19 protein-coding genes and 1 pseudogene are annotated in these 21,073 nt (G+C 41.3%); 10 read left to right on the top strand and 10 right to left on the bottom strand.

Going from position 1 to position 21,073, the window contains the following annotated elements:
• The first annotated feature begins 65 nt into the window (after positions 1-65).
• The 4 genes from QUB35_RS11505 (at position 66) to QUB35_RS11490 (ending at position 1,993) form a co-directional block, all read left to right on the top strand.
• The gene (locus QUB35_RS11505) at positions 66-431 is read left to right on the top strand and encodes a DUF433 domain-containing protein (RefSeq protein WP_333053176.1); all 366 of its coding nucleotides are present in this window, start codon (positions 66-68) and stop codon (positions 429-431) included.
• Positions 415-696, top strand: coding sequence for a DUF5615 family PIN-like protein (locus QUB35_RS11500; RefSeq protein WP_333142047.1), 282 nt, complete (start codon positions 415-417; stop codon positions 694-696). The genes QUB35_RS11505 and QUB35_RS11500 overlap by 17 nt, the downstream gene beginning before the upstream one ends.
• 137 nt (positions 697-833) lie before the next feature.
• A complete protein-coding gene (locus QUB35_RS11495; protein ID WP_190741039.1) occupies positions 834-1,607 on the top strand; it encodes a DUF2314 domain-containing protein in 774 nt (257 codons plus the stop codon).
• Positions 1,608-1,699: 92 nt separating this feature from the next.
• Complete coding sequence (locus tag QUB35_RS11490; protein WP_333142046.1) at positions 1,700-1,993, top strand: hypothetical protein; 294 nt, start codon at positions 1,700-1,702, stop codon at positions 1,991-1,993.
• A gap of 339 nt (positions 1,994-2,332) precedes the next feature.
• On the opposite strand, the gene QUB35_RS11485 is transcribed toward QUB35_RS11490, so the two are convergent.
• The gene (locus tag QUB35_RS11485) at positions 2,333-3,505 is read right to left on the bottom strand and encodes a TRC40/GET3/ArsA family transport-energizing ATPase (protein ID WP_333053180.1); all 1,173 of its coding nucleotides are present in this window, start codon (positions 3,503-3,505) and stop codon (positions 2,333-2,335) included.
• Between the two features lie 297 nt (positions 3,506-3,802).
• On the opposite strand from QUB35_RS11485, the gene QUB35_RS11480 reads away from it, so the two are divergent.
• Together QUB35_RS11480 and QUB35_RS11475 are read left to right on the top strand one after the other, a co-directional pair.
• Positions 3,803-4,132, top strand: coding sequence for a DUF433 domain-containing protein (locus tag QUB35_RS11480; protein WP_333142045.1), 330 nt, complete (start codon positions 3,803-3,805; stop codon positions 4,130-4,132).
• Positions 4,132-4,512, top strand: a complete 381-nt coding sequence (locus QUB35_RS11475) for a hypothetical protein (protein WP_333142044.1) — start codon at positions 4,132-4,134, stop codon at positions 4,510-4,512. Before QUB35_RS11480 ends, QUB35_RS11475 begins: the two co-directional genes overlap by 1 nt.
• Positions 4,513-4,625: 113 nt before the next feature.
• On the opposite strand, the gene QUB35_RS11470 is transcribed toward QUB35_RS11475, so the two are convergent.
• The 3 genes from QUB35_RS11470 to QUB35_RS11460 form a co-directional block, all read right to left on the bottom strand.
• Positions 4,626-9,782, bottom strand: a complete 5,157-nt coding sequence (locus QUB35_RS11470) for an nSTAND1 domain-containing NTPase (protein ID WP_333142043.1) — start codon at positions 9,780-9,782, stop codon at positions 4,626-4,628.
• Between the two features lie 79 nt (positions 9,783-9,861).
• Entirely contained in the window at positions 9,862-10,488 is a 627-nt protein-coding gene (locus tag QUB35_RS11465) for a DUF1822 family protein (protein WP_333142042.1), read from the bottom strand.
• A 49-nt stretch (positions 10,489-10,537) separates the two neighbouring features.
• Positions 10,538-11,110, bottom strand: coding sequence for a hypothetical protein (locus QUB35_RS11460; RefSeq protein WP_333142041.1), 573 nt, complete (start codon positions 11,108-11,110; stop codon positions 10,538-10,540).
• Positions 11,111-11,506: 396 nt separating this feature from the next.
• On the opposite strand from QUB35_RS11460, the gene QUB35_RS11455 reads away from it, so the two are divergent.
• The 3 genes from QUB35_RS11455 to QUB35_RS11445 all read left to right on the top strand — a co-directional run bounded on the left by QUB35_RS11455 (position 11,507) and on the right by QUB35_RS11445 (position 13,527).
• Entirely contained in the window at positions 11,507-11,827 is a 321-nt protein-coding gene (locus QUB35_RS11455; protein ID WP_333142040.1) for a hypothetical protein, read from the top strand.
• Between the two features lie 51 nt (positions 11,828-11,878).
• Positions 11,879-12,472 carry a hypothetical protein gene (locus QUB35_RS11450; protein ID WP_333142039.1) on the top strand — a complete coding sequence of 198 codons (594 nt, stop codon included), beginning with the start codon at positions 11,879-11,881 and terminating at the stop codon, positions 12,470-12,472.
• A 77-nt stretch (positions 12,473-12,549) separates the two neighbouring features.
• Entirely contained in the window at positions 12,550-13,527 is a 978-nt protein-coding gene (locus QUB35_RS11445; RefSeq protein WP_333142038.1) for an ATP-binding protein, read from the top strand.
• 367 nt (positions 13,528-13,894) lie between these two features.
• On the opposite strand, the gene QUB35_RS11440 is transcribed toward QUB35_RS11445, so the two are convergent.
• Positions 13,895-14,287: a DUF2358 domain-containing protein gene (locus tag QUB35_RS11440; protein ID WP_333142037.1), complete on the bottom strand. Its 393-nt coding sequence runs from the start codon at positions 14,285-14,287 to the stop codon at positions 13,895-13,897.
• 137 nt (positions 14,288-14,424) lie between these two features.
• Between QUB35_RS11440 and QUB35_RS11435 the strand changes: the two genes are divergently transcribed.
• Positions 14,425-15,039 (top strand): glutathione S-transferase N-terminal domain-containing protein, encoded by a 615-nt coding sequence (locus QUB35_RS11435; protein ID WP_333142036.1) that lies wholly within the window; start codon positions 14,425-14,427, stop codon positions 15,037-15,039.
• Between the two features lie 20 nt (positions 15,040-15,059).
• Here QUB35_RS11435 and QUB35_RS11430 read toward each other — a convergent pair whose 3' ends face one another.
• From QUB35_RS11430 to QUB35_RS11410, 5 genes and pseudogenes are all read right to left on the bottom strand, one after another.
• The gene (locus tag QUB35_RS11430) at positions 15,060-16,397 is read right to left on the bottom strand and encodes a glycosyltransferase family 4 protein (protein ID WP_333142035.1); all 1,338 of its coding nucleotides are present in this window, start codon (positions 16,395-16,397) and stop codon (positions 15,060-15,062) included.
• Positions 16,398-16,650: 253 nt separating this feature from the next.
• Entirely contained in the window at positions 16,651-18,075 is a 1,425-nt protein-coding gene (locus QUB35_RS11425) for an NADP-dependent isocitrate dehydrogenase (protein WP_333142034.1), read from the bottom strand.
• A gap of 445 nt (positions 18,076-18,520) precedes the next feature.
• Positions 18,521-19,138, bottom strand: a complete 618-nt coding sequence (locus QUB35_RS11420; RefSeq protein ID WP_333142033.1) for a DedA family protein — start codon at positions 19,136-19,138, stop codon at positions 18,521-18,523.
• A 168-nt stretch (positions 19,139-19,306) separates the two neighbouring features.
• Positions 19,307-20,584, bottom strand: coding sequence for an adenosylhomocysteinase (ahcY, locus tag QUB35_RS11415; protein ID WP_333142032.1), 1,278 nt, complete (start codon positions 20,582-20,584; stop codon positions 19,307-19,309).
• Positions 20,585-20,717: 133 nt separating this feature from the next.
• Positions 20,718-21,073, bottom strand: a pseudogene (locus QUB35_RS11410) (hypothetical protein); the annotation flags it as partial.

The raw sequence follows: 21,073 nt of genomic DNA, 5'->3' as shown, positions 1-21,073 counted from the left end.
GAATTAGGCTTCTTGCTACAATGTTTTGATACAGTTCAAGTCAGGTAGAATATGTCCCTAATGTAATGAGCGCCCCAGCAAAATTCCAAGCAACCTCTCCTCCTTTCCGTTGGGATGAAGCGGGAGGTATCCGTATAGGTTCGAGTCGAGTCACCCTAGATAGCATACTTGCTTCATACCACAATGGCTCCACTCCCGAAGAAATCGCTATTCAGTATTCAGTTGTTCGCTTAGAAGACATATACAGTACCATTGCTTACTATCTAAACCATCGTCAGGAAATTGACAGTTATTTGGAACAGCGCAGCCAACAATCTCAGCAACTGAGACAAGAACTTTCTCGACAACACAACTTAGTTGATCTGAGACAACGTTTGCTTACTCGTTATCAGTCAAAAGGGGAGTCGATACCAAGTGCGCCTTCTAACTGATGAAAATTTTAATGGAGCCATATTGCGTGGGCTGGTGAGACGTTTGCCTGAATTAGATATTGTTCGTGTCCAAGATGTAGGGCTGATTCACACTGACGATCCAGATATTTTAGAATGGGCGGCTAATGAAGGACGCATCTTACTTACCCCTGATGTGGCCACTATTACGATGTATGCCTACGAGCAGTCAATCAAGGACTACCTATGCTGGGAGTTATTGAGGTTATTGCAACAGCACCCATTGGTAAGATCATTGATGATTTAGAACTATTTATTTGTTGGAGTCAGCCTGATGAATATGAAGGTCGAATTCTTTTCATCCCTTTCCCTTGATATACTTAACCTGCTTATGATGTATATTAATATTAGAAGTACCTCTAACAATCAACTGCGGAGTGGTAAATGAGTCAAAATATTTATCGATTTCAGGGTGATGACCCGGATATAAATCTTGCTAGCAAGAAGGCACGCGAATCATTTAAATATTTTTGGCGTGAGTTGTCATGGGAAAGGCGGCGGATAATTCCTGGGCTGGATATAAGTGCAGTAAAACTTGGATTTCCGACGGGAAAGGTGACGGATTCTGCACCATCAGTTGAACATATGTGGGTGGAGAATGTTAATTTTGATGGTCTGAAAGTTAGTGGAGATTTATTAAACGATCCGAGATGGATAGATGGAATTGGATCGGGCGACCAGATTGTGATGGGCTTCAACGATATCAATGATTGGATATATTCTATTGATGGGATGGTTTATGGTGCATATACTGTTAATGCAATACGGCTTACAATGAATAGCGATCGAAGGCGTGTGCATGATGATGCTTGGGGTTTGGAATTCGGCGATCCGAGAGAAATCCGAATTGTTCCCGATAGCTATTTAAATCAAGAATCAAGAAATAAGGATGAATATGAAATCGGCGAGCATCCAATGAGTGAGAATATGGCTGCAAAAATTGATTCTGCATTAAGTGAAAATCCTACCATTGTAAATCAAATTGATGAAAATGGCTGGACTATGCTGCAATGTGAGGCATTGGCTGGCAACTTAACTCCTGTTAAATTATTATTAAAGTATGGCGCTGATAAAATGATTAAGAATCCTGATGGGTTGACGGCGATTGACTTGGCGGAAGTGATGAAATGGAATAAAATTACTGATTTTCTAAGATAATCGGTGGGGCTTATAATAGGGAATTGTTTACCGGGTACAAGAGCCGCAACTTATTTCAGCACGTAAAGCAACTCGTCAGGAGAGGGCAGAGTATGAAGGTTGAAGCATTAAAGCAGCGATTAAACCGCAACCGTCCAATGACTAGCGTGACGATTCGTATGCCCGAAGATGTTGTGGAAGATTTAAAAAAAGTTGCACCATTGTTGGGTTTTTCGGGTTATCAGCCATTAATTCGTGCTTATATCGGTCAAGGTTTGCGCGTTGATTTAGAACGATTTGAGAGCGAGACAGTAACAGCCTTAGTAGCAAGTTTGAAGCGTCGAGGTGTCAGCGATGCAGTGATTGATGAGGCATTAAAGGAAGTCGTTCGTGCTGAGTCCTGTTAATTGTGTCTAGCCAGCAGCATCTCATATCCAACCCGTTGACATCGGAATTATTCATCTCTCTCTTCTGCAGACTCTGCGCCCTCTGCGCCCTCTGCGGTTAAATCATTCCCATACAATCGGAATTGATACCATTACAAAAGTCACTGTCTCATAAACGCAGACGCAACCATCCTACTTTTGACAAAGCAGTTCGCCTCGGACAAGAATGGCGTAAGTCTGCTGAATAGCTCAATACCTGCACGCGAGCCAAAAACCCGGTTTCTGCGTGAATATCTCAAGGGATTATCCACGATTTTTCCTAGAAACCGGGTTTTTTAGGTTGATAGTGCGTAAGTCCTGTTAAGCAAACTTAATCTTCAAATAATCATCCTCCATCTTCGCCCCCGAAGGTTGCAGTGCCGCTAAAGCTTGCGGCAACACCAAATTACGGCGGTGATTCCCAATCCGAACATTCAACTCATCTCCCGTTTTGGTCAACTGGATCTGATCCTTAGCAATTCCGGGCAAATACAGTTCAAGACTATATTGATTGTTTTCCTGCACGATCTTAATCGTATTTTCTTTGTAATAAACTTGACTTGGATCTTCGTCTTTGTAAAGCGTTTCTTTCAACCGTTCCAAAGCTGGCAAACCGCACATTTCTTCGGAATAAAGTGGCACCTCCTTAACTGGCAGCGGCATGAAATCTGAGTGAATTTCCTGACGGTACTGTTCCTGGCTTTCTTTCCACCGTTTAAAAAATGGGTCAGTTACTTCTGCGGGAATAATCCGGTTAGCTACTACTAAATCTGTGGCTACATTGTACAAACTCAAATAGGCATGAGCCCGCAGAGACTCTTTAATTACCATTTTTTCTGGATTGGTAACTAACCTTACCGAAGTCACAGTATTGTCAGTTAAAACCTTTTCCAAAGCTTCGATTTGCTCGTAAAATTCGTAAGGTGCATCCATCACCTCTTTGTCTGGTAAAGAAAAACCCGCAATTGGTCTAAAAATAGGTTCAACTAAAGGTCTAAGGGCAGCAGATATACCTTGCAGCGGCTTGTAAAATTTTCTCATGTACCAGCCACCAACTTCCGGCAAACTTAGCAGTCTTAATGCTGTGCCAGTCGGAGCAGAATCGATAATTAAAACATCAAATTCGCCTTCGTCGTAATGCCGCTTCATTCGCACTAAACCGAAGATTTCATCCATTCCTGGCAAGATGGCTAATTCTTCAGCTTGCACCCCTTCGAGCCCCTGCGCTCGCAACACTTGAGTAATGTAGCGCTTAACTGCTCCCCAATTGCCTTCTAATTCCCTGAGAGCGTCTAATTCTGCTCCCCACAAATTCGGTTTCACCAGCCGTGAATCGTGTCCGAGTTCCATGTCAAAGCTGTCGGCTAAGGAGTGAGCGGGATCTGTACTCAGCACTAGGGTTTTGTATCCCAATTCGGCACAGCGCAGCCCTGTCGCAGCGGCTACGGAGGTTTTGCCGACGCCGCCTTTTCCAGTCATTAATATTAAGCGCATTGATTGTTTAGCTCGCCTGAAAGTAGTTTACTCCTATATTGTAACGTTATGTAACGGGAATTAATTTTGTGGGGAATTAATTTGGGCGATCGCGCCGCACTTGACACAGTGCATTTCCTGTGATGCACTAAATTTGTACAATGTCAATAGATGGTTGAGTTGAGAGGGCGATCGCACTTAATTTGTAGGTCTTCAAAAAGGGCGATCGCACTTAATACTTATTCAATAAAAGGCGACATGATATAATATCAATTAGCAACTCAATTTCCACCAATTTTAAAATAAAAGTATTCGCCCATGCAACTCGAAGACTATTTTGACTTTCAGCGGCCCGATGATATTCGGATCAAAGGAACGCGAATCGGCATTGAAACCATCCTCTATGATTTCATTCATCGCGCTCGCACTCCCGAACAAATTACTCAAACTTATCCATCTCTTAACTTGGAACAAGTTTATGCTACTATCCTTTACTATCTGCATAATAAAGAGACCGTTAGTAACTACATTGCTGATTGGTTGGAGTGGAGTCATCAGCAACTTAAAGAACAAGAGCTTAACCCGTCTCCCTCTGCTATCCGCCTGAGAAAACTAAGAGCAGAAAGAGAGGTTGTTAAGAAAGCATAATGCCTTTAAAATATTTGCTGGATGAAAATGTAGATCCGATCTACAAAGTGGGATTAAGTCAAATTGAGTCCGATCTAATCGTTTGGGCTGTGGGTGAACCTCACTGTCCCCCTAGAGGTACTTTAGATCCCGAAATTTTATTTTGGTGCGAGGAGTATAATTTTATATTGGTGACGAATAACCGTAAATCTATGCCTGTCCACTTAATCGATCGCATCAACGAAGGTCGTCATATACCAGGCATTTTTATTCTCAATGTTAAGTTAACTATAGGGCAGAATGTTGATGAGTTAATTTTTTTAGCACAGGTATCTTTTGAAGGTGAATATCAAGACCAAATTATTCATTTGCCTCATAGTTATGTTTTAGGCTCGCCATAGTAGATTGCCCTAAAGCATAAGACTTGAGAAACCGGGTTTCTTAAAGATATCTGGTTTTAGCCAACAGTTTCTAAGCAGAAACCCGGTTTCTTTGATAGTGCGTAAGTCTTAATTTATTTAGACTTGGGATGATCTTGACACACTTTTAACTTTTCTTTTTCCTCTGGACGAGTAACGAAATAATCCTTTAACCAATCGCACCCTGTCGCTAATAGTTCATCTAAGTTCTGATTGCGCCAAATCATCACTTTTCTACCGCCAGTGGCTATATATTTCCCATCTGGGCTAAATTGGATTAACCCTTGACCTTGTTCGGGTACTGTATATTTAGCAATTAGTTTTCCGGCTATACTCCAGATGCTTAATTCATTGGGATAACCTAAAAAAGCAATTTGCTGACTATCTGGGCTAAAAGTCAAGGCATTAGCAGATTGTTGTAATTTAATTTGATTAATTAATTTGCCAGAAAAGTCCCATATCTTGATTGAATAATCTGCACCAGTTGTTACTATTAATTTGCTGTCTGGACTAAAATAGGCATCCATAATACTTGCTTGATTATCTAAGTTAATAAGTTTATTGCTATTTATATTCCTTAAGTCTAATTCTTTTCCTGCCCTATCCCAGGTTGCCAGATATTTACTATCAGGACTAAATTTTGCGGTGTTTCCTAGCGTGAGATCGGTTGTATCAAAAAATCTAAATTTTTCACGAACAATGTTTTTTTCTTCTATCTTATCATTGCGGCATTTTACTTTGATTTTGACAGTAGTACCCGCTTCCCCCTTAAGAAAATCATAAGCTTTCCATGCTTTATGTTTGAAATCAGACACTTGATGACCATTTATCTCTAAAATTATATCACCAATCCTTAAGCCAGCTTTCATGGCTGTGGAATTTTGCCAAACATCAAGTATTTTTACTCCGTAAGCACGTTTTAAACCTTCCGTAAATGTTTCTTCTACAGAATGATCCAAGTAAATCGCTATCATTGAATGTTCTTTGCCATTAGCTGAGAATTTATTATTAACATCTAACGGATTGAGTAAATTTCCAGAAGCATCCCAAAGTTTACCCATACCTGATGTGATAGTAAGAATATATTGACCATTTGGACTAACTACTACTCGCCCAATTACTTCAGGTAGAGAATCATACTTTAATTGCTTGACTTCTTGGGTCGATAAATTCCATAGACGGAGAGGATAAGATGACTCTCCATTTGATTTACCCAAATTATCAAAATTAAATCCTTGTGTGATTATTTTGCTGCCATCAAAACTAAAGCCATAATTCCTATCGCCTAGATACTCTCCAAAAGAAAACGCTTGTAATACTCTTTCTTCATTGCCCACGGTAGTTTTAATTTCTGAAATCAACTTTCCTATTAAATCGTATTTTTGTACGCCTTCTTTGGTAATAAAAATAATATGTTTTCCGTCAGGAGATGGGACAACGAAAGTATCTCCAACGTCAAGTGTCTTAATCTCTTTCTGTTGCCAGTCCCAAATATCAAACGCCTGATTATATAAATCTTGAATTAAAAGCTTTTGACCATCTGCACTAAATTGTAATTTTATCATTGTCTGAAAATTAGTGCCATTTAGACCTACATTTTCATAATTCTTAGGCAGTTCTGTAACATAATTTTTAACTGTACTAAATAATTTGAGTCCTTCAGTCCCTGAAACAAAAATTGTTTGACCATCACGACTATAGCTTAAGCTGAAACCAAACAGTGCGCTTATTGTCTGTTGGTTAATTAGTTTTCCTGATTCAGTATCATACAATTTGATCGCTCCTTCGCCCGGCATAACTGTAGCAACTTGTTGACCATTAGGACTAAAACTAACATCACAATTGGCACCAACAAATCCTGAAAATTTGAAATCTGCAATTTTTTTCCCTGATATATTCCAAAGTCTAGTTACAAAAATCATTGTTTGAGATGAATCAATATCTACTCCTAAAGTTATAAATTTCTGTCCATCAGGACTCATCGAGATTTTAATAATTTGATTAGTATTAGCTTTGAATTCTCGGATTTTTTGTAGCATTTTTAAGCTCCAAAATTGCACCATTCCAACAGCATTACCTATAGCAACTTCTTGACCATTAGCAGTAAAATCTAGACTTTGTATAGTCCCACCGCCATTGATTGAAAACTCTTTGGTCTTCTGACCTGATAAATCAAAAAACTTTACTTCTGTACCCATTTTTGATGCCACAACAATGTACTGATTATCTGGAGTAAACTTAACTATATTAGCTCCTATATAGGAAGTTTTTGTCTTAACTATTTGTTTGCCAGATAAATCCAAGATATATAATGTCTCCTTATCATTAACAGTAGCAATATATTTGCCATTAGGACTCATTGCTAAATCCTGAACACCTTCATTTTCTGGCTCATCCCATTCAGCGACTTTTTGACCTGATAAATTCCAGATAATGACCTTACCATTCTTAGCACTTAATGAAATAACTTTTTGTCCATCAGGAGTAACACTCACCTTGTTAATGGTGACATTATTACTTTTAAACTCATTTTTTTCTCGAATATTGCTCGTAATAGTCTGTAAAGCTAATAAGGGGCTAGTCGTTGGATAATTTGCTAATGGTTCACCATCTTTTACTAATTGTTTAAGCTTATATCCGGCTTCCAATGCGATCTTTAAAGCATTGATTCCACCTTCTCCCGCCTGAAATTGACTGATAGCTAAGTTGCCCAAATTATCACTTTCTCGAATCAGGCTTTGTCGTTCCCGCTCTGCTTGCTCCTGCTCCCGTAAAAGTTGCCCTTGTAAAATAAACTCCTGCACATCAGAACGTAATTGCTCTCCCCGTTTCCCTAGCCAATCTAATGCCACATCTAAAGGTAAACCTCGCAATAAAATATCATTGCTTTTATCACAATTTAACCACTGTTGTACTAATCCCTGAATCTGTACTTCCCAAATTCTAAACTGCCTTTCGTCTGTCATCCATGTAACTAACTCTGGCCAATTTTCAATTAATGCCTCATGAATAATTTCTACAGTTTCTACTTGGGTTTCTCGATCCAGATTAGTCACTACTAGCCGCTCATTTGCTAATTTCTGCACCACACCCCAATTCTTGGCAAAATCATTACGAGTCGCTAAACAGCGCGTATCCTCGTTTCGTTGCCCAGGTTGCACCAGCCTAATAAAAATCCATTTAGCTTGCTCTCGCTCCTCTTCATTCAATCCTAAATAAACCCGATCGGCATATTGACTTAAAGCAGTTTTCACGCTGCCAATATCGTTATAAACTTTATAAGAGAGAATGCGCTGATGTTGTTTTTTCCATAACTCAGTCAAAGCAAATTGCAATAAAGGTAAAGCCTCTGGCGCACGATCTATATCGTTGATAATTTTCTGGACTAAACCATCTTCATATTTCACCGATCGCTTTTCTGCGGGAAACTCTATAGCCTCACTCAATTCATCATCATTCATCGGTAATAATAGCTTAATACGATCCTGCAATTTTTCACCAAAAGGACGATAATTTGAGGCTGTTCCTAAAAAATCGGCTCGCAATGTAATTACTAAATTAAATGCGGGAGCGCGATCGATCGCATCTAATAAACTATCTAAAAAAGGCTGGCTCTCGGAATAGAGAGTATATAACTCTTCAAATTGATCGATAATTAAAACCACTCGACGAGATGACTGTTGCGCGATATTTGTTAAATATTGAGTTAAATTATGTTTCGATGATTTTAACTCAATATCCATATCTATTTCGTTGAACTTATTAGCAGGTTCTCCGGTTTCTGTAGTCCGATTAATTGCTGTAAGTACAAAGGCGATCGCAGCAGCTAACGAAGCAAAACAATCATTACCAGGACGTATTTTTAAAATTTGATAATTGAGTTTTCTTAATTCCGGAATTAAGCCTGCTAATACCACTGATGATTTACCACTACCAGACGCACCCACTACCGCAGTCAATTTTTGACGCTTCACTAAGTTAAATAATTCTTGGGTAAAAGATTTACGACCAAAGAAAAATTCTCGATCAGTTTCTTGGAAAGCAGCCAAACCCTGATAAGGATTAGGGGGAATTACTAAATCAAACCAATGTAAAGGATTTGCTACTGGATTTTGACAAATTACAGGTAAAGCGCTAATTCCTGGATATTGCGTCTTTTCTAAGGGAAGTAATCTATCCTTAGTTAATCTCATCGCCTCATACAAAGATACTCCCTTCATAAATTCCTCAAAGAAATATCCTAAAAATATCGGTGCTACAGGTGCGGGTAAAAGTTCCCGCATGACAATAACTTGGGATAAATATAACTTTTCCCCTTCCCCTAATTGATAGGCTAAACCCAAACCATCACAAGAATTAAAAATGACTAATTTTAATCCTCGTTCAATGGCTTGATTAAAATGACCTCTAAGATTGCTAATTGTTAACTTTTCCGTATCACTTAAAGCAAATTCCCCGATTGTGCCATGCTCAGTCTTGCTATGACCATTAAAAATTATAATATCCCAATATTCTCTCCATAAGCCTTCATCTAATTCAGCTAAATTAGTCACAATTCTAATCTCAATATTAGCTTTAGCTAACCTCTGAATTTCGCCTTGAATATTGGCATCTTTACCAAGAATTGTCAAAATTCTAATTTTATTACTTGGGAGATTAATCTTAACATCTCTTTTCTGAAAATTCGGCGAAATTAATCCAATTTCTGTTCGCAAAAATTCTTTTAATAAATCCCATTTCGTCCAAGGCATTTTTCGCAGATATTCATCATTATTCTCAATTAAAATTCGATGATCTGCATTTTTTGATTGACCTAAATCCTGCCTTAAAGTTTCTATGATATTGCTAAATTCTAGTAAATTTAACCAGCGATTAAAATTTTTAATTAACTGATTTTCACAAGATACACAAGCATTATAATCTGTTTGTTTTTGGTTCTCGGTCTGCTGGATATCAGGATTAGTAATAACAGCCCGTCCCTTGATGACAAAAGTGGCAGGGCCATTATCTGTTGATGACTGGCCAACTACTTCAAGATAGTTATGATAACTGCTTAAATACTTTCCATAAGCCTCTTTCCAGCTTTCATAAAGTATGATTAAATCTGGTGCGGGCGGTAGCTTACCATCCGCACCAGCAATCATATTAAGGCTAGGGGAATCACCGGGCCAAATTTTCAGATTAACGGTAAAACCTTGGCCAAAATCACCCTGAAAATTAAGAATACAGAGACTCATAACTTTTCTAGTCATAAGAATATTTTGCTAGGATAGCAGAGATTTTGCCTTGGCAAAAATTCAGTAACAAATTTTGAATTATTGTTACATTTTTTTACACCACAAAATCTTCCGTAATCTCAGCTTCACCCAAAACCAAATTTACCACCAACTCATCCCCCGGCTCCGCCTCAAATTCATACTGAATATATTGATCGGCACTGCGGCTGGTGATCTCTTTAAAAATTTCCCCTTCTACCAAAAGAATTAATTGGAGATCGGGGGGTAAATGAGGTATATCGGCAGTTGGAAAAACCTTCAAATTAACAATCACCCGCTCCGCATCTTCACGGGTTAAACTCACCAGAAGAATCACTGTATGAGTGATTAAATCTATTTGTAAGTTAATCCGTTTAGCGCGTTTTACTGGTTCAGAAAAATAAGCAGGTCTTAATTGTTGCGGAGTGAGTAATTCTTCTACAGTTTGCCATCCTGCGGTAAAAGTATTCTGAAACCATTGAGTTAAATTGACCTGATTAGGGATCATAGTTATACTTTTTGAGCTTTCATCTTGTTCAATCTGTGAACAAGTGTCAATATCTAAAACAGTAACTTCTAATATTTTCTCTAATTCTCCCGATTCTTGAAGTTGCAATAAAGCATCAATAATTTCGTAATTGCCTTCAAATTTTATAACTGTATTGCCATCTTCATAATCATATTGATAATTGGGAATATTCATCATCTTTCTCCTTTTTAGTGGTAGAATAAAATATAACTTTGTTGGTCTACTATTCTTTAGTAAGGGACTTAATCAGTTGAGATAATAATTGTTCTACTTCTTCTTTATTTTTTATGCCCGGAATTTTTATGGTAATATCGGCGGGTGTCTGACCAAGACTGTCAGATATGAGTGCCAATCTGTATTTTTGCTTTTCTAAATACAGTCTTACCTGCGCCCAATTAGTGATTTTTTTTCCAATTATAACTGATACATAACGATAAATCGTTCGGGACAAAGTTGGTGTTACATTAGCAATATAAAACCTTTTTGATATATTTTCTGTGTCCATTCCATATAAAAGTAAAAATAAATAGCATTTTTCATGGTCGTCAAGTTCTTTTTTATCACGGATATCTGGTTGTTGATTATATTGTTCATGCCAAGATTGCCAATCAGCTTTTGATTCTGAAATGGCTAAAATGATGCTTTTAGCCATTTCAATATCTTCTAAAATTTTTTCGATATCCCACTCTTTTTCTACAAAAGCACATTCTTTACAAAAATCTTTAGGCTTTGACACTGAAGATTGTACTAAAGATTCTCCAGGTTTTGAATTTAAAGGGCATTTTTTTTGAGCCATCAAAAAATATCCTCACTAATTTTTAATCATTTAATGATGACTACTGATCTAACTTTTACCAAGCAACCATAGTTGCAAAATCTCAACCTTAGTTGCTGAATTTTCAGAAGACTTATAGCCATCCTCTATCGTAAAAATTGAATCAGAAAGGGTTCGGGTTCACCGAACCTAGAAAACTACATAAGTTAGAGGTGAGCTATCACTCTTGATTCTACCAGAGTCTCTATACCAGCACAAGTCCCTCCCCCGACGACAATCGTGGCGTTGGGTGTTGGCGACGTATTTCACGTCAGACCTCAGTCCTATTTTACTACCGGACGGGTCTAATAATTTAAGTGACACCCACCGAGCGAGCTTTGAAAAAATTTCTGAAACCAACAAAAGGAGACATTTTCTATGTGGAACTGGATGAAAAATTTATGGACCAGTGCAAAGCACTTAGTAGCCGCAATCTTTTGGGCTTTCATGGAATGGATTCTCTTCTTAATTGAAGTAGCTTATATTGCTTTCATAACGTCTGTGATATTGACGTACTTTCCATACGCTTACCTGCTTCACTTCATGTTTTATGTGCTTGATGGTGTGGCAGTTGTGGAAATATTTAACCCTCGTGAGTCCCAAGGAAGATCGAAAATTCTCAAGTTTGAAAAAGCACCTTCTGGAGTTCCTATACCAAGCAAAGAACAGGCTGACGTATTGATTGCCAGGAGAGGCTAAATGACTGTTTTTTAAGTTCACCCATCTACTAATTGTAAGGAGATAAAAATCATGCCACGCGCTAATCAAAGTCAGAATCCACGCACCAGTAAAAGTCAGAAGATTTTTCTGACCGTTACCTTAGAATCAGCCCACCGTGATAGCAAATTAAAACAAATTCAAATCATCGGTGTCCCCGGTCAAAATCAAAATGGTCAGTACATCCTCACTGAGGCAATGTCCTGCTTTTTTGATGATACGATAGGCCGTCCGATCTTTGCTGCTAGTCGGCAGATTACTAACCTAGATTCGCAAAAGCTTACAATCTGGCTATATCCAACAGATGAAGATTCTCTGGGATATCAAGTTCCAACAATTGATGACCGAGACTTAGAGATTAAATCAAACATTCCTGAATCCAACCTGAAATTAATCTATGTCTTAGACAATGATTTGAAGGGGAATGAATATCGACGGTGGAAGAAAACATCTGAGGATATTTTTACACCGCTATTCAGGAAGTTTGTTGCTCCCCCTCAGTTACCCAGTTCTTTTTCCTTTAACCCCTTTGGTTCTGTCATAGAATCTTTGGATTCTCGCATAGATCCTTACGCAAAGATGAAGCGAGAACTCTTTTTCGATGCCTTAATCATTCAAGTTGATTAATGCAAACATTTGTCCAAAAAGTAGGGACATAGCAGTGCTGTGTTCCTACTATCCAAACTACAAACAAACAAAAAACTATGCCAAGACCTGACAAGCTCAATGGATTTCTGAAGGCTACTGCTAAACTTCATGCTCTTAATGGGAAAAGCCATTCTAGCCAAGTCCCCGAAGAAAAAGAGCCTGAAACTCTTAATAAATCTTCAGAGCCACCTATATATCTGACAGCTTTCTTGAGAACGCCAAAATATTCCCTAGAGAGTTTTATATTCCCTACAGAAAAAGCTCAACAGCAAGTTAAGAGAGTTTTGGCTGAGATTACACATCATGACCTCATTTACAATATTTGGGGTATGGGTGAAAAACATCCAACAGATGTGGGACTGTCAATCAATTGCTATGGACTTCCCGGCACGGGAAAAAGTATGCTACTTGAAGTGATGGCTCATAGCTTAGGGCTAAAAGTTTTGGAAGTCCCCTCAACCGCATCTAAATTTGTAGGTGTCTCTGAGGAAATCATTCAGGAAATCTTTGCCTTTGCGACAACTCACAACGCATTTATAGTTTGGAATGAAGCGGACAGAGATTTTGGTAAACGGCTAGAGCAAGTGAGTCAATCAGCCGATGCAGGCATTAATTCTGCTCGCAGTATTTTGCTTGATCAACTCTCTTCTTATAAGGGTGTTATTGGCTTAACTACCAATTTAGTGCATAACTATGATTCAGCTTTTGTTAGTCGGATTCGTTTCGAGATTCAGCTTGATTTACCTGACGTAGAAGCACGGGCTAAAATTTGGCAAGCTCAGATTCCGAATCAGTTGCCTCTTGATGATTCAGTAAACTTTACGCAACTAGCTGCACAGTTTGATGAGATTTCAGGACGGGATATTAAGAAAGCTGTTTTGAATGGTGTAGCAAGTGCCGCAAGTGAAGAAAAATCAGACATTGAGAAGCGCGTTACCCAGTCTCACTTTATAGAGGCTATGGAGGAAGTAATTGCAGGCAAAAAAGCTGCTGACAAGGGAACTGAAATTAACACCTGTCACGGGGAATGTTGAGCTACCACCTCAACCATCCATTGAATCTAAACCGCCAGCCTCTGCGGCCCAGGAGCAGTCTCAACCTCCAGAATTTACAACATAAACGTTGTTCCAGTAGCTGCACAAGTGGTTGCTGTCGGGGCCTTGATTTGTTTGCTGTACTTTAAATTTTAGTAGCAAGCATATTTTCAATTCTGTTGTCTTCTCCCATTTCTAAGAATCAGGACTTACGTTTATGGGGCTAGAAACCGGGTTTCTTCCTTCTCCTAGAAACCGGGTTTCTTTGCGTAAGTCCTGAGAGTTGAAAAAGCTCGGCGAAATACCACTGTTGATATCGACCTGTTATGGGTCGATTTTTTATTGCTAAAAAAACAAAGCATAATCGTCAAACATTAGGTTTCACAGGAAACACCAATTGTTTGAGCACATCCAAGCGCGAACAGTCCCAATAATCGATGTGAGAAACAATTAAACCGTCGCTGTTGACTTTAAGTTCACTTCTACCGGCGATCGCCATTTTAGGTTTCCAAGGTAGCGGTGCGAGCCAGCTCAGAGTCCAGCGAGTGTCTATAGTATCTCCCGACTGCGAAATCCCGTGCAAATCGAGATTTACATCCTGAAAAAAAGTCCCCATAAACCCGATCATTTTGCGGTAGCGATCGACTCCTGTAAATCGATTCACCGGATCTTCAAAATAAACATCTTTTGCATAGATGCTGTAAGTCTGATTATCGGGAAATCTTTGATAATCGTCTTTGAGAATTTCCAGAATGTCCATTTCGAGCGATCGTTATTCTTGTATTATTAGAATATAACTTTAACACAATAGATTTAAAATCCGCAATTTTCGTCCAAATTGTGATAGTATATCAGGTTATTTACTACCTTGCCAACTTTCAACTTAACATTACAACTATGATTGACCTCTACACTTTTACTACCCCGAACGGTCGCAAAGTCTCGATCATGCTCGAAGAAATAGGTTTACCCTACAACGTGCACGTCATCGATATCACAAAAAACGACCAATTTAGCCCAGAATTCATCGCAATCAACCCCAACAGCAAAATTCCGGCGATAGTCGATCGAGATAACGCCATCACCGTCTTCGAGTCCGGCGCTATTCTGATCTATCTTGCCGAAAAAAGCGGCAGATTTCTGCCCACAGACAAACAAAAATACTTTCAAGTTATGGAATGGCTGATGTTTCAAATGGCCAGCGTCGGCCCGATGTTTGGTCAGCTAAACCACTTCAAACGCTTTGCACCCGAACAAATTCCCTATGCGATTGGGCGCTACGAAAAAGAAACCTTGCGCCTCTACGGAGTATTAGACACTCAACTAGCAAAATATGAATACATTTGCGGCGACTATTCTATTGCCGACATTGCTACCTATCCCTGGGTTGCTATTTACGAATTTCAAGGATTAACCCTCGACAACCACCCCCACCTCAAACGTTGGGTAGAAACCTTGCAGAAGCGTCCCGCCGTTGAGCGCGGAATGGCAGTTGGCGTAAGTCCTAACTGAGAATTAAACTTGATGAGCGGTCACAAGCTATTTGACTGTAGCTCAAAATCCGGTTTGACACTGCCATGACTTGCTAACCATTGATAAACTTGCAGCATCTGCTGAGCTTTAACATCCCAGGAATAGTGATTCATGGCGTAATTGTGGGCTGCAATGCCCATGCGTGCAACACGAGGGCGATCGGCGACAAGCTGTTCGAGTTCTGCGGTAAAATTTTTTACCAGTGTGTCAAAATTACTTATAGGAACTTTAATCCCCCGATCGGGCTCTACCAGCGCACCGGGTCCGCCGTAGTCAACTACAACACAAGCCATACCGCAGGCCATTGCCTCAACCACAACGCCAGCCCCCAGTTCGCGAATCGAGGGAAAAGCAAAAATCTCAGCTTGGCGCATCAATTCTCCCACTTCAGGTTGGGTTTTTTGACCTAAAAGTTTAACGCAGTTGCCTAAATTGTGTTCTGCGATTAATTGTTCTAGTCTAGGACGTTCGGGTCCGTCGCCAACAATCGCTAATTTATGCTGCTGCAAAATCGAACTGTTAGCGAAAGCGCGAATGACAACTTCTGGCAATTTATAGGGAACTAGCCTGCCGGCAAACAGTACCGTCACTTGTTCGCTGCTAGAGCGTTGGGGCAGCTTAAACAATTCGGGATCGATGCCAACTTCGGCATAATTAATTGTCTTCGCTCTCGCTGAGGCTGGCAAATCTACGATCGTGTGATCGAATGCCGCCAGAATTCCTGCTGAACGTTCATAAGTAGAGCGGTAAAAAGGCATTAACCTGTAAGCATTTCGCACATAGCTCAACCACTCACGTTCCCGCTTCAACTCTGTTGTGAAAGCTTTCGGCCAAGGCAGCCCGCCGTTGAGAGGCCCAAGCAAAAAAGGAATAGGACTCCAAGCTGCCATAGGACTTGGCTGCGTGGGCGACATCGGGGTAATCCGGTGAACGACATCGAAATGCCCGCTTTGCAACTCTTGCTTGTAGCGCTGCCATACTTCCCACTCAAAGGCGAGATAGCTGAAATAACCTAGCGCTGTCCTAATAGTCCAGGATTTTTCTGAGCCACCGGTTAGTAAATTAGCTAGATTTTGAATGGGAACCGCAACATTTTCTGTATCTAGATAAACGACTTTAGCCTTACCCATCCCGACTTTATCGATATTGGGTTTATTCCGAATTTGAGTAACAACCGTAGCCTCAACATAATGGCTTATTGCACGCGCAAATTTATATCCAACCACGGGTAAAGAAGGCCACTCAGGATTGCAAACATCCGCCAGAATCAAAACCCGCATCGTATCAGTTTGCTCTTTGTTTTTCATAAAAACTCCAGTATCTGTACAATTTGTCATAATAATTATTCGCGAGATTGGTTTAGGAGAACTTCCCTGCGCTTGCCCCCTTGCTTGCCTACCCTAACTAATTATTCGCTCATGAGTGAGAATTGCTCTGGGACTCAAGAACTTTATAACACCGCTATCCCTATCTTGGCAAGTGTACCAATACATAGAAGATCGCGGTGTTGTTTTAAAGATACTGGTGATTCAGGATTGGAATGATTCTCTGACCTGCTTCCAGCACTCAATTGTTGGCGCACCGAGGAACTCAATCGGCGAAATGCTTAATAATCGCCTCAGCAAACTCCGAACACTTCAACTCAGGCACCGGCGGCTCCATCAACCTCGCCAAATCATAAGTAACTTCACCGTTAGAAATTGCCGCTCCCAAACCCTTCTTAATCAAGTCTGCTGCTTCCTGCCATCCCATGTATTCTAACATCATCACCCCGGACAAAATCAGGGAACCGGGATTGACTTTATCCAAACCAGCGTGTTTCGGTGCAGTGCCGTGAGTCGCCTCAAAAACTGCACATTCATCACCAATATTCGCACCGGGGCCCATGCCCAATCCACCGACAATAGCGGCGGCCGCATCGGACAAATAATCCCCATTCAGATTCATGGTAGCCAAAATCGAATACTCGGCCGGTCGGGTTTGAATTTGTTGGAAAATACTGTCAGCAATTCGGTCGTTGACCATGATTTTTTCTTTCCACTGGCCGCTGCCGTGACTGTCCCAAATTGCAAACAGAACGTCGGCTACTTCTTGACGAATTTTGGCTTGTTTTTCTGGGGTCAAAGCATCGTATCCTGGGTCTATTTGGCGAGCATTATCTTCTAAGCTAATGTCGGGATTTTTTTCTTTGTTGCCCAGAATCCAAGACTCTCTTTCCGTTACGCACTGTTCGCGAAATTCGGTGGTTGCTAATTCATAACCCCAATCTCGGAAAGCTCCTTCGGTATATTTCATGATGTTGCCTTTGTGCACCAAAGTCACTTGCTGCTTATCTTTCGGCAACCGTAAAGCGTGGGTAATGGCCCGCCGTACTAAACGCTGAGAACCTGTTTTGCTAATGGGTTTAATTCCGATGCCAGAATCGAGGCGAATTTGTTTTTTGCCATGTTCGGGTGTTGCGGGAATTAACTCATTATTGAGATATTCAATCAATTTCTTGCCGATTTCGCTGCCTTTGGCCCATTCAATTCCGAGGTAAATATCTTCTGTATTTTCCCGGTAAATAATTACATCTAGGAGTTCAGGGGTTTTGTGTAGCGATGGTGTTCCAGCATAATATTTGCAGGGCCGCACGCAGGCGTAAAGGTCAAAGATTTGCCGCAAAGCTACGTTTAGCGATCGAATGCCGCCCCCGATTGGGGTTGTCAGTGGCCCTTTGATGGCGACTCCGTATTCTTTGATGGCGTCTAAGGAATCCTGGGGCAGATATTGGTAAGTACCGTAGACATCGCAGGCTTCGTCGCCTACATAGATTTTAAACCAGTTGATTTTTCGATCGCCACCGTAAGCCTTTTCTACCGCAGCATCCATGACTTTCTGGGATGCAGGCCACAAGTCAACGCCCGTACCGTCGCCGCGAATGAAGGGAATAATTGGGTCATGGGGGACGATCGGCGAACCATCTTTGAAAGTAATTTTAGAACCAGTTGTCGGGGCTACAATCTTTTCGTACATATCTTAACAGCGCGGATAGGAATGTTCCCTATTTTGCCACGATTATCTGCCTAAACCTCCACCAATCCTAAATATTTGTATAAATTTAAGTGGGATTTTTGGGCGATCGGCTGCCCGTCACTGTGACTTTTGGGCGATCGCCAATTTCAACCTCAATTTAAAAAAGTAGCAAAGATAGCAGAAGTTTCTCTCAAATCTCCCTCTCTATCTTTCAGCGCTACGGTTGAGAAGATGCTGGAAACAAGTCAGTGGATTTTAGATTTTAGATTTTAGATTTTTAGATTTACTCCACACATGAATCTGGGAGGTTGAACCTTAGTCTAAAATTTTGAACGCCTCGCGACTTTTGTCGGAAAGTTGTATGCGTTTTTGGGTGGGGTCAAAATGGTGATTGTAGCCGCCGATGAACGCAAATAAACGCCGATTATTTTCACAACTTTTGCCTTTATTTGCGATATTTTTCCTTCTGCATATTCTTTTTGACTACCCACAAAATACACCAAATGACAATAATCACCACAACTATTTTGGAAACCGGGCCCAGATATTCCTCTACAAGTGTATAATTTTCCCCTAGTTTATATCCGGCAAAAGTCAGGAAACTTACCCATAAAAGAGTGCCACCTGTTGAGTATAGTAAAAAAGGAATTAAAGGCATATTATTGATGCCAGCGGGCAGGGAAATTAGGGTGCGAACTCCCGGTACGAGGCGACACAAAAACACGGCTTTGTTGCCGTGTCTGTTAAACCATCTATTTGCTTTGTCAATATCGGCACCCGATACTGTGATCCACTTGCCGTATTTGTCGGCTAAATTCCTCAAGCGTTCTTCGCTCAATAATTTACCCGCATAGTACCAGGGAAACGCCCCCAGAATTGTACCGATTACTCCTGCTGCGATCGCCGGCGCTAACTCCATATCATCACCCTTTGAGGCCGTGAATCCTGCCAGCGGCATAATCAATTCTGAGGGTATGGGGGGGAAAAGATTTTCTAAAAACATCAACAGGCCAATCCCGAGATAGCTCATCGACTGCATTGTGTTAGTGATCCATTCAACCATTTTGATTTAATAATTGGTAATAGGTACTTTGTATTTTGCTCGTTTTTGATCGTTCCCCGGCTGTGCCTGGGAACGCATATAAGCGAGGCTCTGCCTCAACTCCCCATGAGGGAGGCAGAGCCTCCTTGTATTCATTCCCCGGCACAGCCTGGGAACGATAAACGATGATTAAGTGCCCGAAGTCCAAGAGTTTGTGTACTCAATTTGTTCGGCAGTCAAGGTATCAATGTGAATACCCATTGCTTCCAATTTGAGACGGGCAATTTCTTTGTCAACTTCTACGGGTATTGAGTGAATACCCGGCTCTAGTTTGCCTTTGTTCGTAACTAGATATTCGCAGGCTAAAGCTTGGTTAGCAAAGCTCATATCCATCACGGCGCTGGGGTGTCCTTCGGCTGCTGCCAAGTTGATCAAACGGCCTTCGCCCAACACAATAATCGACTTGCCATTATTGAGGTGATATTCTTGAGTGAAAGACCGGACTGTTTTCACGTCGGTGCTTTTTGCGCCGAGGGATTTGAGGTCAATTTCAATGTCGAAGTGACCGGAATTGCAAACAATTGCGCCGTCTTTCATTGTGTCGAAATGTTCGGCACGAATGACGTGTTTGTTGCCGGTAACGGTAATGAATATATCTCCGACTGTTGCTGCTTCGTCCATCGGCATGACGCGGAAACCGTCCATCACTGCTTCGATCGCCCGAATCGGATCGATTTCGGTGACAATTACGTTAGCACCCATGCCGCGGGCGCGCAGTGCCGTGCCTTTGCCGCACCAACCGTAACCTGCAACCACAATATTTTTACCGGCTAACAAAATATTGGTAGCGCGGATGATGCCGTCTAGGGTAGATTGACCGGTACCGTAGCGGTTGTCAAAGAAGTGCTTGGTGTCGGCGTCGTTGACGTTCATTGCGGGGAAAGTCAGCACGCCGTCTTTCAACATGGCCCGCAGGCGCACGATGCCTGTGGTAGTTTCTTCGGTAGTTCCGATTAAGTCGGCAATTTGGTTCGGGCGGTGCTGGATTAGTGCCGCTACCACGTCGCTGCCGTCGTCGATGATAATATTGGGGCGGTGGTCTAGGGCTGTGTAGACGTGACGTTCGTAGGTAGCCGCGTCTTCTCCTTTGAGGGCGAAGACGGAAATGCCGTAGTCTTCAACTAAGCAAGCCGCTACGTCATCTTGAGTGCTCAAGGGGTTGCTGGCGATCAGTACGGCGTCGCCACCGCCGAGTTTGATGGCGATTGCCAAATGAGCGGTTTCTGTGGTTACGTGGCAGCAAGCAGCCAAGCGAATGCCAGCAAAAGGCTTTTCTTTAGCGAAGCGTTCTTGAATTTGCCGCAAAACGGGCATTTCCCGGCCGGCCCACTCGATGCGTTGCTTTCCCAAGGGGGCGAGGGACAAGTCTTTGACTTCGTGTTTAATCTTGACGGATGTAGCAACCATGTATGTTATTTCTCAGAAATCATCAAACTTTGTTAGTTTTAGCAGATTAAGTCATCGGCGGGCAAGTGCTGTGATTTTACTCGATCGGGGTCGGCGAGGCTAATCTTAAATTTTGATTGTGTTTTATTGACACTCAAGCGGGCTGAAGCCGCTGAGATTCTGCGGACAGAGCAGCTTTAGGTAACACCCAAAGTTTTACTCTCGCTACGGTGGTCAAACACCGTCTACACAGTCGGTCAAGTTTTACACCTAACTTACTGGCTACTTTTCTTAGAATGTTGGCAGCCCCATTTATATCTGCATTGATTACAGTTCCATCAGCAGAGCGATACAAACCACGTTTAATTCGTTTTCCCGATGCTTTCCACCCAGGCAGTTTTTCGCCGTATCTGGGTAGGGAGTCTCCATCAAGAAAATTAAAGTCGGCGACACTCTCACGAGCGCCGCCGCTCTCCAAAACCGTGCGTGAAAATTTCTCTTCACACGGCT

The organism is Microcoleus sp. B13-B6, from assembly GCF_036705405.1.
Classification (GTDB): Bacteria; Cyanobacteriota; Cyanobacteriia; order Cyanobacteriales; family Microcoleaceae; genus Microcoleus.
The sequence above is the reverse complement of the archived record's forward strand: the minus strand, read 5'-3'. Positions and strand labels throughout refer to the sequence as shown.

Bases quoted from the DNA above. Each gene is read 5' to 3' on its own strand.
- QUB35_RS11505 (WP_333053176.1), top strand. From the start codon at position 66: ATGAGCGCCCCAGCAAAATTCCAAGCAACCTCTCCTCCTTTCCGTTGG.
- QUB35_RS11435 (WP_333142036.1), top strand. From the start codon at position 14,425: ATGATTGACCTCTACACTTTTACTACCCCGAACGGTCGCAAAGTCTCG.
- QUB35_RS11430 (WP_333142035.1), bottom strand. From the start codon at position 16,397: ATGACAAATTGTACAGATACTGGAGTTTTTATGAAAAACAAAGAGCAA.
- QUB35_RS11465 (WP_333142042.1), bottom strand. From the start codon at position 10,488: ATGAATATTCCCAATTATCAATATGATTATGAAGATGGCAATACAGTT.
- QUB35_RS11490 (WP_333142046.1), top strand. From the start codon at position 1,700: ATGAAGGTTGAAGCATTAAAGCAGCGATTAAACCGCAACCGTCCAATG.
- QUB35_RS11475 (WP_333142044.1), top strand. From the start codon at position 4,132: ATGCCTTTAAAATATTTGCTGGATGAAAATGTAGATCCGATCTACAAA.
- QUB35_RS11450 (WP_333142039.1), top strand. From the start codon at position 11,879: ATGCCACGCGCTAATCAAAGTCAGAATCCACGCACCAGTAAAAGTCAG.
- QUB35_RS11460 (WP_333142041.1), bottom strand. From the start codon at position 11,110: ATGGCTCAAAAAAAATGCCCTTTAAATTCAAAACCTGGAGAATCTTTA.
- QUB35_RS11445 (WP_333142038.1), top strand. From the start codon at position 12,550: ATGCCAAGACCTGACAAGCTCAATGGATTTCTGAAGGCTACTGCTAAA.
- ahcY (WP_333142032.1), bottom strand. From the start codon at position 20,584: ATGGTTGCTACATCCGTCAAGATTAAACACGAAGTCAAAGACTTGTCC.
- QUB35_RS11470 (WP_333142043.1), bottom strand. From the start codon at position 9,782: ATGACTAGAAAAGTTATGAGTCTCTGTATTCTTAATTTTCAGGGTGAT.
- QUB35_RS11420 (WP_333142033.1), bottom strand. From the start codon at position 19,138: ATGGTTGAATGGATCACTAACACAATGCAGTCGATGAGCTATCTCGGG.
- QUB35_RS11485 (WP_333053180.1), bottom strand. From the start codon at position 3,505: ATGCGCTTAATATTAATGACTGGAAAAGGCGGCGTCGGCAAAACCTCC.
- QUB35_RS11495 (WP_190741039.1), top strand. From the start codon at position 834: ATGAGTCAAAATATTTATCGATTTCAGGGTGATGACCCGGATATAAAT.
- QUB35_RS11480 (WP_333142045.1), top strand. From the start codon at position 3,803: ATGCAACTCGAAGACTATTTTGACTTTCAGCGGCCCGATGATATTCGG.
- QUB35_RS11455 (WP_333142040.1), top strand. From the start codon at position 11,507: ATGTGGAACTGGATGAAAAATTTATGGACCAGTGCAAAGCACTTAGTA.
- QUB35_RS11440 (WP_333142037.1), bottom strand. From the start codon at position 14,287: ATGGACATTCTGGAAATTCTCAAAGACGATTATCAAAGATTTCCCGAT.
- QUB35_RS11425 (WP_333142034.1), bottom strand. From the start codon at position 18,075: ATGTACGAAAAGATTGTAGCCCCGACAACTGGTTCTAAAATTACTTTC.